This is a genomic window from Paenibacillus phytorum, assembly GCF_013141715.1.
Taxonomy (GTDB): Bacteria; Bacillota; Bacilli; order Paenibacillales; family NBRC-103111; genus Paenibacillus_E; species Paenibacillus_E phytorum.
Map to the genome: position 1 here is coordinate 38,805 of NZ_WHOA01000095.1, position 13,198 is coordinate 52,002.

Here is a 13,198-nt window from a genome sequence, read left to right on the forward strand (position 1 = left end):
CGTAAATTAGAATAATTAAACTTCCATTAAATTAAATATTTTAACCAAAATGGGTAAAATACCCCTTACTAAATCCCTTCAATATCAATTTTCTCCGAAATACACCCCATACACGTACCTATAACGCGTAAAAAGAAGTATCCACTTCCACAATCGGAAAGTGTGCGCCATACTCCCGCAGCTTCCCTTTGCTGCCGCCTAACTCATGGTCGCCCCATCCGGCTAGACCGATGTTGATCATGCCTTTCACCTCTCGGATATTCGTTAATTCCATTGTAGCGTGCTGATACCAACAGAAACAACTTATCTGGTCATAAAACATGCATTCCTCCCTGACATTACGTTGTCAGCAACTTGTTATATAATGGAATTTATATAGCAAATGGTCGTTCAAATCATAGGAGGCATGTACATGTCGTTAATCAATTCTTCAGACGAGGGCTGCGCGAAAATGGACATTTCAAAACCCGCCATGACGGGCTGTGCCAGCCCCATCCTCAGTCAGCGTGCCTTAAACCGAGCACTATTAGCTCGGCAATTGCTCCTCGAGCGCTCGGACATGCCCAGCCACCAGGCTGTCCGGCACCTCGTTGGCCTGCAGGCGCAAGCTCCTAACCCACCCTATGTGGCGTTGTGGACTAGACTGCAGAACTTTCGTCATGAGGAGCTGTCTCAGCACATCATGGACAGAAGCATCGTGCGCATCGCCCTCATGCGCTCGACGATCCACCTCGTCACGGCCGAAGACTGCCTGACGCTGCGCCCCGTCCTGCAGTCCGTGCAGGACCGTGCCTTAAAGGGCACGTTCGGCAAGAAGCTTGCCGAACTGGATCTTGACGCGCTCGCCGTAGCCGGGCGAGCGCTCTTGGAGGCGCAACCGCTCACCTTCAGTGAGCTCGGCAAGTGCCTCCAAGCCCAGTGGCCGCAGCGCGATGCCACTGCTCTCGCTCAAGCGGTGCGCTGCAGCCTGCCGCTTGTCCAGGTGCCGCCCCGCGGCATCTGGGGCGCCAGCGGGCAGGCCGCCCACACCACAGCGGAGGCTTGGCTCGGCCGCCCGCTGGCACAAGGGCAGGACCCCGAAGCCATGCTGCTGCGCTACCTGGCGGCCTTCGGACCTGCATCCGTCAAGGATATGCAGGTCTGGTCCGGGCTTACTCGGCTGCGCGAGGTGATCGAGCGGCTGCGCCCAAACCTGCTCTCCTTTCGCGACGAGCAAGGAAACGAACTGTTCGACCTGCCGGATGCTCCTCGGCCGGACCCTGCAACCCCAGCTCCGCCACGTTTCCTATCGGAGTTCGACAATATGCTCCTGTCCTACGAGGATCGCACCCGCATCATGCGTGATGAAGATAAGCATTTGGTGTTCACGGACAATGGCATCATCCGGGCCACGCTGATCGTCGATGGTTTTGTTCGCGGTATTTGGTCCATCACACAGAAACGCAAATCGGCTATTTTGACCATCAACTTATTCGAGCCATTATCCCAGGTTGATCACGCAGAGGTTGCCGAGGAAGCGGAACGGTTGTTTGATTTCATCGCACCTGATGCAGATTCGCGAGATATTCTCTTTATTAATCAAAAATAGGAAACCCCGAGGCTGCCCTCGAGGTTTCCTATTTTTATGGAGAACTCCTAAGTTCGAATCTTCATTAATAAATAAAATGTGCTTGTCTCCATGCTTGATCACAGGGATTGTTGTACTTTGTACAACAATCGGCTGGCTATTCCGTGTTATTCCGGCGACTGTTGTAGGAAATACAACATTTTCTCCTAAAATTAACTCAATCGGACGAAATAGAGCTAAATTGTTGCAAAATATACAACAACTACGTCATTGGCGAAAAAGAACCACGAAATTGTTGTACGTTGTACAACTTTAGCCGACAAAGACTGACACACTGCTTCATTAATCCGTTAGCTAAAAAACAAACCCCGAGGCCGTCCTCGAGGTTTGTTCCTATCCTTACCCTTTTCCATACTTCTCCTGTACTCTTCCAACCTACTTCTGCGCCTGCTTCTCCCATTTCGCTTTCAGTGCACTTTCTATCTCAGCAAATACCTGCTCGGATGTCTTACCTTCCGTGGTGATACCTAATTTAGCAGCTTTTTTATTCACTGCTTCTGCCCTTTTACCTTCTTTACTCGCCTTTAAAGCAGCGCGTATCTCTTTGGCTGTCTTGCCTTCCGTTGCAACACCCGCTTTTGTTGCTTTTTCTTGCAGTTTCGTCAAAGCTGCCGCTTGCAGCTCAGTTCTAATCTCTTTATTTGTTTTTCCATCGGTGGAAACACCGAGATTAGCCGCTTTTTCCTGAAGTTTCGGTAAAACAGCTGCCTTAAGCGCTGCTCTCAGCTCTTTATTCGTTTTCCCATCCGCGCTAACACCAAGCTTAGCCGCTTTTTCTTTCAGCTTCACTTGAACAGCAGCTTGAATATCAGTCTTCAGCTGTTCCGCTGTTTTGCCGTCTGTGCTAATACCCAGCTTCGCTGCCGCTTTGTTCAATTGCTCCGTGTGTTTGGCCGCGCTTAAAGCTTTAAGCTCCGCTTTGATCTGCTCACTCGTTTTACCATCTGTTGATACGCCAAATATTTGCGCTTTATCCTGAAGCAGCTGCTTAACTGGTTTAGTGGATTTGCTTGTTGGCGCTGGAGCAGTGCCCTGTGCATTCTCAGCAAAAGCCGCAATCGGAACTGTTAATACAATTGCACCAACCAACGCAAGGCCTGTTAATTTTTTCAACATAAGTATCGCTCCTCGATTCGTTTATGGTTATGTTTACCTTACGAACCCTATCTTACCGAATAGTTATGTCATAAGTTTGTCATGCGGCGAAGAATAGGCGACTGCAAAAATATTTTAAATACCGTACCCATTTGAGGTTGAGATTCCACTCGAATCGAACCGCCATGAGCTTCTACGATGTGTTTGCTGATTGTCAAACCGAGGCCAGCACCGGAACGGTTGCGGCTTTCGTCCGTTTTATAGAAACGGTCGAATAGATGAGGCAGTTTCTCTGGCGCGATACCTCGACCGTTATCCCACACTTCTATCCAGCGTTCGTTCTTGACTACTTTTACTCGAATACCCGCCGAGGACCCCTCAGGAATATGGTTAATGGCATTGTCCAGCAAATTGATAAACACCTGCCTCAACCGGTCTGCATCCGCATAAACCAAGTAAGGCCCCTCCGCCTCTGAGCTCAATTCGATCTGCTTTGCTTTAGCTTTCATCTTGAGTTGGGTAACCACCAGCCCTATTAATTCAGGCACATCGACATCCTGGAGGTTTAATTTGACCTGCTTCTCCTCAAAAGACGACAGCTCCATCAAATCATCAACCAAATGGCTTAGTCGAAGGGTTTCCTGAAGAGAAACTTGGATGAATTCTTTCGCATCTTCAGGCTCAACGACGCCATCCGTTATCCCTTGCAGGGAAGCTCGAATTGTTGTCAAAGGCGTCCGCAGCTCGTGAGAAATTTCGGATAGAAATCGCTTGCGTCCCTCTTCTACCTTCTGCAGTTTACCGGCCATGCGATTCAGAGATCCTGACAGCGAGGCGATCTCGTCCTTGCCTCTAACTGGTACTCTTCCGCTGAAATCGCCCAATGCCAAAGCCTCTGCGGTTTTACTCATGAGCTGAATCGGCTTCATAAAATGTCTGGAGACGAAGTATAGGACAGCAATTGCAAGTAACGCAACCGTTAAGGCAGATAGGAATATCGCTCGATTAATGCCATTGATAGTATCTTGAATATTTATAATTGGAGTATATAAGAAAATCCCGCCAATAACGCGATTCTCCTGCATGACAGGTCGCCCGACAATGAGCATTTTCACCGTACTATTTTGAGCAAAATTGCTTTGCACCGTCACTTGATTACCCAACAGTACTTTATCCACCCATTCCTTACGTGCTGGGGCCTCGCCCACCGACTGAATCTTATCCAGATTTGCTTTGGGATGCTTAATAACGGCAACGCGAACGTTCGACGTTTTCTCCATGGCGCTAATCTGCTTACGAAAATCCTTCAGCTGTGTCGAGTTATCGAACAAATCCTTGGCCAGTTCACCAACTTGCTCCACCTTCTCTAGTAGGAGCTTCTCGCTGCGTTCATAGGTTTTCTGTTTCATCGAATAGCCAATGGTTCCTGAAATGGCAAGAATGGACACAACGGTAATAGAAATATAAATAAATAATAGCTTGCGATAAAAGGAGTTCAGCATGCACCAGGACCCTCAAACTTATACCCGACTCCCCAAACGGTACGGATGCTCCAGTCCTCTTTCCTGTCCGTCAAAGCAGAAAGCTTTTGTCTCAAACGTTTAATATATAAATCCACGACGCGGTCTTCACCCTCGAAATCCCAACCCCATATCTTTGCGATCAGGTCCTCCCGGGTAAATACTTGATTCGGGTTTCTTACGAAAAACAGCAGCAGCTCATACTCTTTCTTGGGCAAAGCAACGAACTGCCCTTCTACAGTCACATCATGAGACAGGCTATCCACTCGCAAGCTGCCAACTTCATATAGATGAGCAGGTGCAGCAGCTTCTGTGCGGAGCAGCGTCCTGCGTAGAATCGTGGTCACACGAGCAACCAGTTCATTCGGGTCAAAGGGCTTCACCAGATAATCATCGGCTCCCATCTGCAAACCTTCAATTCGCTCATCCACGTGACCTCTTGCCGTCAGCATGAGAATAGGAACATCACTCTTCGCACGAATTTTCTGGCAGACCTCCCAGCCATCGCGCTTGGGCATCATAATATCGAGCACAATGAAGTCTGGGTGCAGCTCATCGAACTGGGTTAGCGCCTGCTCACCGTCATTTGCGGTTACCACCCTATAGCCATTTTTTTCCAAATATAACTTCGTAATCCGGCAAATATTAAGATCATCATCTACCACCAATACGGTTGTCACGCGGCACTCTCCTTAAGAAATAGGATTCATCATTTATATTACTGGATATTTGTGAACAAAAAATTTATTTTTCAAAATCGTTTTTTTACCGCGTCGGGCTGCGGGCTGCCTGCACAACAAAAAAATCCTAGCTTTCACTAGGATTTCCTGTCTAATCTTTATATGAACTCAAGTGCGCCCAATCTTATATTTCAAACGAGCTTTTCAGCGAGACAATCAGGTTAAATACCAATCGGTCGCTTGTTGTATGTTTCGGATCTACGTTGAAATAGCCATGGCGGAAAAATTGGAACTTATCATGCGGCTGCGCTTGCTTCATATTGTCTTCCACGAAACCTTGCACGATTTGCAACGAGTTCGGATTCAAGTTCTCCAAGAACGAAGCATCTTCGTTCTCTTGGTTATCGAGAATCAGCGGCTCATACAAGCGGAACTCCGCAGGTACAGCGCTCTTCGCATCCACCCAGTGAATCGTTCCTTTGACTTTACGACCCGTAAAGCCGCTGCCGCTTTTCGTTTCCACGTCATACGTACAGTGCAGCTCAACCACTTTGCCGTTCTCATCTTTGATGAAGTCATTGCACTTGATGAAGTAGGCGTTTTTCAACCGCACTTCGTTACCAGGAAATAACCGGAAATATTTGTTTGGCGGATTTTCCATGAAATCGTCTTGCTCGATGTAGATCTCGCGGGAGAACGGAATTTGGCGATTGCCCATCTCCGGATTCTCTGCGTTGTTCTCCATATCCAGCATTTCGACTTGATCCTCAGGGTAGTTCGTGATTACGACTTTGAGCGGATTCAGAACACCCATCGTACGCATCGCCTTCAACTTCAGATCCTCACGGATAAAGTGATCCAGCATGCGAGTATCAACGACGCTTCCTCCGCCTCCTTTGGATACTCCAAGCTCACGAACAAAATTGCGAATCGACTCTGCAGTTAAGCCTCTGCGGCGCAGACCAGATATTGTCGGCATACGCGGATCGTCCCAACCGTCAACTGCTTTCTCGTCGACGAGCTGTTTAAGCTTTCTTTTGCTCGTAACGGTATTCATTAGACTAATACGGGCGAATTCGTATTGCCTTGGTACATTTGGCATTTCGCACTCTCGAACGACCCAGTCGTAGAAAGGACGTTGATCTTCAAACTCACTTGAACAAAGGGAATGTGTGACGCCTTCAATCGCATCCTCTAAAGGGTGGGCATACGCATACATCGGATAGATGCACCAAGCATCTCCTGTATTATGGTGATGTGCGTGAAGAATGCGATATATGATAGGGTCTCTCAGATTAATATTCGGCGACGACATATCAATTTTTGCACGTAATACACGCTCACCGTCTTTGAATTCTCCAGCACGCATACGCTCAAATAGGGACAGATTTTCCTCAACGGTGCGTTCACGATAGGGACTATTCGTACCTCCCTGCGTCAGCGTGCCGCGAGTTTCACGTATTTCATCCGCTGATTGGTCATCTACAAAAGCCAGACCTTTGCGAATCAAGATCAATGCACGGTTATACATTTCTTCAAAATAATCCGAAGCAAAGAAAAGACCATCCCATTTGAAGCCGAGCCAAGCTACATCTTCTTTAATGGATTCCACATACTCAATATCTTCTTTGACCGGATTCGTGTCATCAAATCGCAGGTTCGTTAACCCATTAAAATCATCAGCAATTTCGAAGTTCGTGCAAATCGCTTTCGCATGTCCTATATGAAGGTAACCGTTCGGCTCCGGGGGGAATCGGGTAACCACCTGACTGACTTTGCCTGATTTCAGATCTTCGTTTACAATGTTCTTAATGAAATTGGATGGCGTGTTTACTACTGCGCTCTTCGTTTCCATATGTTCCCAGCCTTTCTCCCACGGGTTAAAGTTTTATTTTCTATCATACACTAAATCTCACTTAAATATAAAGGAGCCAGCGATATGGAGACATTCGAACATTATTTAGATAAATATGCAGAGCTTGCGATTCGTGTAGGATTAAACGTACAAAAGGACCAAACCGTCGTCATCATGACGCCGATCGCCTGTGCTGACTTTGTGCGCAAGCTAACGAAAAAGGCTTACGACGCTGGGGCCAAAGATGTCGTCATCGATTGGGACGACGATGAAGTGAAGGCGTTGCGCATCAAGCACGCCCCGGAATCCACGCTGCGCGAGTACCCCATGTGGCGAGCAAGCGGCCTGGAAGAGATGGCGAAGGAAGGTGCAGCCTTCCTCCAAATCTACGCGCCTAACTCCGATTTGCTCAAAGATGTAGACCCTGAGCGGGTCGCCATTTCTAGCAAAACTACAGCAACTGCGCGCGAGGGGTTCCTGAAATATTTGCGCAGCAATCAGGTGAATTGGTTGATGGTCTCCTTCCCGACAGCGGAATGGTCGGCTAAGGTATTCCCGGATTTGAGCGAAGCCGAGCGCATCACGAAGCTGTGGGAGCAGATTTTCAAGTTAACTCGCGTGGATAAAGATGATCCGGTTGCAGCATGGAAACAGCATGTCGAGACGCTGACAGAAAAGCAGAACCTGCTGAACAATAAAAAGTACAAGCAGCTTCATTTCAAAGCTCCTGGTACAGATTTATACATAGAGCTAGCCCCTAAGCATCAATGGGTTGCCGCAGGAAGCGAGTCAGAGCGAGGCATTTTCTTCGTGCCGAATATCCCAACAGAAGAAGTATTTACGATGCCTGCACGAAATGGCACGAACGGAACCGTTCGCAGCACTTTGCCACTGAGTTATCAAGGTTCCCTAATCAATGGCTTCAGTCTGAAATTCGAAAATGGCCGAGTTGTCGAAGCGACCGCTGAGGTGGGTCAAGAAGTACTAAATAAGATGCTGGACATGGATGAGGGCGCTCGTTACTTGGGTGAAGTGGCACTCGTGCCTTATGACTCCCCCATTTCACAGTCAGGGCTCATTTACTACAACACCTTATTTGATGAAAATGCTTCCTGTCACGTAGCTCTCGGTAATTCATATCCGTTCACGATTGAAGGCGGAACGACGATGAGCCCCGAGGAGCTAGTTCAGAATGGCTACAATAAAAGCCTAATCCACGTAGACTTCATGATTGGCTCCGCCGACATGGAGATTGATGGCATTCTGGCAGATGGAAGCCGCGAACCTTTGTTCCGCAAAGGAAACTGGGCATAAGAACGGCAAGCAGGATTTAATAGAAAGAAAGACCGCCACATCATGGAACCATGAACTCCGTGAGATGGCGGTCTTTTTTTAGTAGATAAGAAAGTATAAGTTTTATACTTTTGCTTCGCATCTACCTTGACAAACGCGCTCGTCCCAGAAGGACGATGGAGTCGTTTATCCTTGACGTAGCTTGCCAGGCAGCGTTTTGACAATCGAGGCGTCTTTTAAAATCCATTTCCCTTTTTTCCATTTCCAAACGGAAATGGCGTATCCAAGTGTATCTGCATTCGCAATACCTGTGATTCGCTGAACACCTCTCAGCTCACAGTACCCATCCCGATCTACATCCATCGGCTTCAGAGCGCCATAACCATGAACATCCACAATAATAGGCTTCACTACTATGCCATTTTTGTACACACCGAATTTCTCGTAATCGTCCTTGCGGTCTTTGATATCAATTTTGAAAGACCTCCCTGTCTCTTCCAGTTTCATCTTTACCACATAATTTTTCTTGAAGGTAGCCTTTACATGAAGTGGACTAGGCAGCGGGATAGCAGTCGGAACATTATTTTTCAGTGAGTAAATATAGTAGTTGGATAGCCCACCACTTCCCCCTGTTTCGGCGGATACATAGATTTGAGGCAGCTTATCCTGAATAAAGTCACAAAAATCCATCAGTGGGTTATACCCACCCTCAAGCGGGATGACAACATGGGTCTGAGCCGGTCCTATGACGGTAATGAATAGCTTATTATAGTACGGACTGCTAGTATCCGACTTCATCCCTATCAGGGATACTGTATCAGGTTTGCCATCACCAGTGACATCAATCTCACGCGTTTGTATAAGCTCGCCCTGCTGTGCAGTTTGCGGCGGCGGTGGTGGCGGTAACTCTTCAGCAGACACGAGTCCCCCTCTCCATAAGGATGAGCTGCTCAATAGTAAACTAATTACCGCTGTGTATAGGGCGATTTTAACGCATTTTCTAAACATGTAATCCGACTCCTAATCATAGATTTGAATTCGGCTTATTATTTCAAAATTTTCCATTGGGTATGCGGGCGTTTTATTACTCCACAAAGGAATTCCTTTTCTGGAATCGAATGTTTAAAGTTATATATATGAATCGATGAGGTGCTTCTCTTGAAAATTGATCGTCTGCTTGCCATAACTATGCTGCTTTTGAACCGAAGAAGAATCAGTGCTAAAGAGCTTTCGGAGCGTTTTGAAGTGTCTTTACGTACGGTTTACCGAGACGTTGAGGCCATTAACCAAGCTGGCGTTCCTGTCGTTTCTTATGCAGGGATGAGCGGTGGCTACGAAATTATGGACCAATATCGGCTGGATCGCCAATTTCTGTCCCTCGATGAGCTGCAATCTATTATTGTCGGCCTCAAAGGAATCCGCTCTACTGTCGGCGACCAAGAGATCAGCAACCTTCTTGATAAAGTCGGCGCTCTCGTGGCGAAATCGGAACAGAATACCGTCGCTAATCTAAACAATCAACTTATTATTGATATGAATCCTTGGCGTGGCAGCAATCAGGACAAAGAGAAGCTGAGCACTCTGCGCACTTCAATTAAAGAATCCAAACTGATTTCCTTTCAATATATGACTTCCCAAAGTGAGCAGTCTGTGCGAACAGTAGAACCTATGGGCATTGTGGTCAAAGGCTTTGGCTGGTATTTGTATGGCTACTGCCTGCTGCGTCAAGATTTTCGCGTCTTCCGATTATCTCGTATGAAAGAGATTGAAGTGCTTCAGAGAACCTTTGAACGTAAAGAAGGAACCTTAGAACAGCTAGATCATACCTGGGGCAAAAGAGACCCCTCCTCGCTCATCAAACTCGTGCTGCATGCGCAGCCGAACGTTCGCGCTCAAGTAGAGGATTATTTCCGTCCTGAGCAAATTAACGTTCAAGCTGACGGCACTTTGATCATTACCGCCACTCAACCGGATGAATCATGGCTTCATGGCATGCTTCTTAGCTATGGTCCCAACCTGCGTATTCTCGAGCCGGCCCATATTGCAGCCATCATCAAAGATAAAGCTGAAAAAATTGTTCAACTCTACGCAAATGAACACTGACAGGACGTTGTCAGTGGTGGTTGTCTATAATGAGGTTATGAAGTAGGCGAAACCAATAGATGACTACTTACGATGCCAGTTTTTCTGGCGAAAAACTCAAGTTAATGCTTACGATGCCAGTTTTTCTGGCTAAAAACTCTAAGGAGGCTCACCCATGTTTAGAACAATCGAAGATTTTGTAAATGAATGGAACAATGAAGCAAAAGCTACCCAGCGCGTGCTGGACACTTTGACAGATGCTTCACTTAAACAGCAAATTGGGCCTGAGCTCCGCACACTAGGTCAAATAGGTTGGCATATCGCTACAACAATTCATGAAATGTCCTCACGTACAGGTCTCAAATTCGACGCTCCCGAGGGTGAAGAACTCGCACCAGCATCCGCCAAGACAATTGCTGACACCTACCGCTCCTCTTCAGCCGGGCTAGCCGAAGCTATCCTGGCCCAGTGGACGGATGCTAAGCTCGCTGAAAGCAGCGACATGTATGGCGAGCAGTGGCGTAATGGTTTAACGCTACGCATCATTATTTCGCATGAAATTCACCACCGCGGTGAAATGATTGTCTTGATGCGCCAAGCCGGACTACGCGTACCGGACATTTACGGTCCGACTCGCGAGGATTGGTTGGAGCGCGGCATGCAGCCATTGGTGTGATTTAAAGTAGATGAATGAAAGAGCACATGGATGTGCTCTTTTTTGGCTTTTTAGGGGTTATATTTGGGGGGGTTGTCCCCAAAGTCATATCTGGAATATTCAGCTCCCACCTGTGAATTCGAAGCCTGAATGTTACTTCCATTGGAATAAATCCAATAAAATTGGGCTTTTCGAAGTATGAGAGTCGATTCCATTGCATTTTCTACAATTAAGTGCCAACCTAGGAAATTTAAGAGAAAAAGCCGGATTGTCTTAGAGACGAAAATCCGGCATTCTTATGTACTTATTGAACAATTACAAAAGAACTCTGAGATTCAAACCAGTGATTTGACAGTATTAAGTATTATGGCTTTAATCATTCGTTATCTGGTTTCGCTCAAGGCTCGTGACGGGCAGAACGAGATGATCCAGGTCGATATGCATAGCGTTGACACCCAATTTATTTTACGAGTGTAAGCTGTTCTCCAGGCTGAAGAGCGAAGCCTTCGATTCCTTGCTCCTTCAGCTGTGCGGTGAAGGCTGCACTATCTTGCACGATGCCTGGGAATGTGCTGTGATGAACCGGGATCACGTTCTTTGCTTGCAGCCACTTTGCTGCAATCAGAGCATCCTTAGGTCCCATTGTGTAAAAATCCCCGATCGGCAGTACCGCGTAATCAATATCGTGGAGCTCGCCGATCATTTTCATATCTCCGAACAAGGAGGTGTCTCCGGCATGATAAAGCGTAATTCCGTTCCAATCCATGACAAATCCGCCCGGCATGCCTGCATAGACGATGCTTTGGGAATCGTCCGATATGATAGAGGAGCTGTGGAACGCGTGAACAAGCTTTGCTCTGGCAAATCCCAAGTCCACAGTTCCTCCGATGTTCATTCCGATCGTCTTCAGACCCTTCCAAGAGTAATAGGTAGCAAGCTCAAAGGTGGCGATAATGGTCGCATCGTTAGCTCTGGCGATAGCTTCCGCATCAGCAGTGTGATCCGTGTGTCCGTGTGTAAGCAAGATATATTGAACTTGAATGTCCTCGGCTTTCGCTTTGGCAACGGGATTGCCGCTCAGGAACGGATCGATGATGATCGAGCGCTCTCCATCCGAGATCTGAATGCAAGAGTGTCCGTGAAAAATAAGGTTCATTTTTTCTCCTCCGTATACTATTTATTATTCGTTAGACGACAATTCGAGTATATTATTTATTTCTTTTTTTGTCAAATTACTGTAATATGAGGATAGCAAGTATTCTGGAAGGGGATCAAAAACCGAATGCTGTCAATCGAGAAGCAGATACTTTTCCTGCTGACAAAAAAGCCTTGCATGCACGCTAAAGAATTAGTACAAATTTATACGAAACGCGGATATAAGGAGCAGTCGATCAGGAACGTTCTATCACGAATGAAGAAAGAAAAGTATATTCATGCGGAAGAGCGTTCCCTGTATTCTATAATGGACAAAGGGGAGCAGTTTTTATCCTTCGTGAACCGGAAACCGCGGCAATACGATGTGGACTGGAACCGCAAATGGTATTTCGTGCACTTCGAGGTACCTGAGCCGGAGAGGCAAAGAAGGGATCAATTCCGTTTGCAGCTGCTGCAGCTTGGCTTCGGTCAACTATATAAAGGCGTATATGTCTCTCCTTGGGATTACAGAAAGCAGCTTTTGTCATTGATTCAAGCGACCTCCATGGATGAATACGTCACTATCTCGGAAGCGTCGATTTTGTTTCGGGATATTACCCCCGAGCGGGCAGCCGACATTTGGCCTCTAGCCGACATCCATCGCCTGTATCAGGAGAAGTGGCAATGGTATCAAGACGAATTCGTGCCGGCTTTGAATAAGGAAATCAGAGGCAGGATGGATCCCTTAGAGCTGTTTGTCCTTTATTTGCATGTCGGAGAGGTTATCAGCGAGATTAGCCTTAGGGATCCCATGCTTCCGGTGTCGCTGCTTCCATCCGATTGGATGGGGCACCGCGTAATCGCCGAATTGTATCGTTCGTTTCAGTCATTCGCCACCCTCATCCCCAGCTCTTCAAATTATTACCAATTTCTCGTGTAAACACATGAGTAACCGGACAATGCTGCCCGTTATGTGAGCAGCTTCAGGAAGAGGTCTAACTGGGCTTAGTTTATTATCGGATTGTAATAAGAAAGCGGTTTTCGGGTACCGAAAACTTATAACGCGGCATGGAAGTCTTATGTGGTAAAAATGACGAGCAAACGCTGTTCTGATAGCGTCCGTTCGTCTTTTTGCTTTTAAATGAGAAAGCGTTGGATCTGTCATTTAAGAAAGCGCTTTAATATATCTGGAATTACAGCTAAAATATAACTAACATCGTTATGGAATTGTTTGGAGCGATTCTTTTTTATCGGGAT

General features: G+C 46.9%; 11 protein-coding genes and 1 pseudogene. 5 read left to right on the forward strand and 7 right to left on the reverse strand.

Going from position 1 to position 13,198, the window contains the following annotated elements:
* Positions 1–121: 121 nt before the first annotated feature.
* Positions 122–241 (reverse strand): annotated as a pseudogene (locus GC098_RS14455) (DUF72 domain-containing protein); the annotation flags it as partial.
* A 171-nt stretch (positions 242–412) separates the two neighbouring features.
* On the opposite strand from GC098_RS14455, the gene GC098_RS14460 reads away from it, so the two are divergent.
* Positions 413–1,588: a winged helix DNA-binding domain-containing protein gene (locus GC098_RS14460; RefSeq protein ID WP_246358609.1), complete on the forward strand. Its 1,176-nt coding sequence runs from the start codon at positions 413–415 to the stop codon at positions 1,586–1,588.
* 414 nt (positions 1,589–2,002) lie between these two features.
* Here the strand turns inward: GC098_RS14460 and GC098_RS14465 are convergent, their stop codons facing one another.
* The 4 genes from GC098_RS14465 to GC098_RS14480 form a co-directional block, all read right to left on the reverse strand.
* Positions 2,003–2,743: a hypothetical protein gene (locus GC098_RS14465; RefSeq protein ID WP_171643848.1), complete on the reverse strand. Its 741-nt coding sequence runs from the start codon at positions 2,741–2,743 to the stop codon at positions 2,003–2,005.
* 68 nt (positions 2,744–2,811) lie between these two features.
* Entirely contained in the window at positions 2,812–4,224 is a 1,413-nt protein-coding gene (locus GC098_RS14470) for a sensor histidine kinase (protein WP_171643849.1), read from the reverse strand.
* Positions 4,218–4,922, reverse strand: a complete 705-nt coding sequence (locus GC098_RS14475) for a response regulator transcription factor (protein ID WP_171643850.1) — start codon at positions 4,920–4,922, stop codon at positions 4,218–4,220. The genes GC098_RS14470 and GC098_RS14475 overlap by 7 nt, the downstream gene beginning before the upstream one ends.
* 184 nt (positions 4,923–5,106) lie before the next feature.
* Complete coding sequence (locus GC098_RS14480; protein WP_171643851.1) at positions 5,107–6,777, reverse strand: glutamine--tRNA ligase/YqeY domain fusion protein; 1,671 nt, start codon at positions 6,775–6,777, stop codon at positions 5,107–5,109.
* Between the two features lie 84 nt (positions 6,778–6,861).
* Here GC098_RS14480 and GC098_RS14485 point away from each other — a divergent pair, with 84 nt between their 5' ends.
* Entirely contained in the window at positions 6,862–8,091 is a 1,230-nt protein-coding gene (locus GC098_RS14485) for an aminopeptidase (RefSeq protein WP_171643852.1), read from the forward strand.
* A gap of 165 nt (positions 8,092–8,256) precedes the next feature.
* On the opposite strand, the gene GC098_RS14490 is transcribed toward GC098_RS14485, so the two are convergent.
* A complete protein-coding gene (locus GC098_RS14490; protein ID WP_171643853.1) occupies positions 8,257–9,078 on the reverse strand; it encodes a YybI family spore inner coat protein in 822 nt (273 codons plus the stop codon).
* Between the two features lie 150 nt (positions 9,079–9,228).
* Here GC098_RS14490 and GC098_RS14495 point away from each other — a divergent pair, with 150 nt between their 5' ends.
* Together GC098_RS14495 and GC098_RS14500 are read left to right on the forward strand one after the other, a co-directional pair.
* The gene (locus tag GC098_RS14495) at positions 9,229–10,173 is read left to right on the forward strand and encodes a helix-turn-helix transcriptional regulator (protein WP_246358610.1); all 945 of its coding nucleotides are present in this window, start codon (positions 9,229–9,231) and stop codon (positions 10,171–10,173) included.
* Positions 10,174–10,327: 154 nt separating this feature from the next.
* Complete coding sequence (locus GC098_RS14500; RefSeq protein WP_171643854.1) at positions 10,328–10,828, forward strand: DinB family protein; 501 nt, start codon at positions 10,328–10,330, stop codon at positions 10,826–10,828.
* Between the two features lie 439 nt (positions 10,829–11,267).
* On the opposite strand, the gene GC098_RS14505 is transcribed toward GC098_RS14500, so the two are convergent.
* Positions 11,268–11,963 carry a metal-dependent hydrolase gene (locus tag GC098_RS14505; RefSeq protein ID WP_171643855.1) on the reverse strand — a complete coding sequence of 232 codons (696 nt, stop codon included), beginning with the start codon at positions 11,961–11,963 and terminating at the stop codon, positions 11,268–11,270.
* Between the two features lie 177 nt (positions 11,964–12,140).
* Here GC098_RS14505 and GC098_RS14510 point away from each other — a divergent pair, with 177 nt between their 5' ends.
* Positions 12,141–12,881: a PaaX family transcriptional regulator C-terminal domain-containing protein gene (locus GC098_RS14510; protein ID WP_171643856.1), complete on the forward strand. Its 741-nt coding sequence runs from the start codon at positions 12,141–12,143 to the stop codon at positions 12,879–12,881.
* The last annotated feature ends 317 nt before the right edge of the window (positions 12,882–13,198 follow it).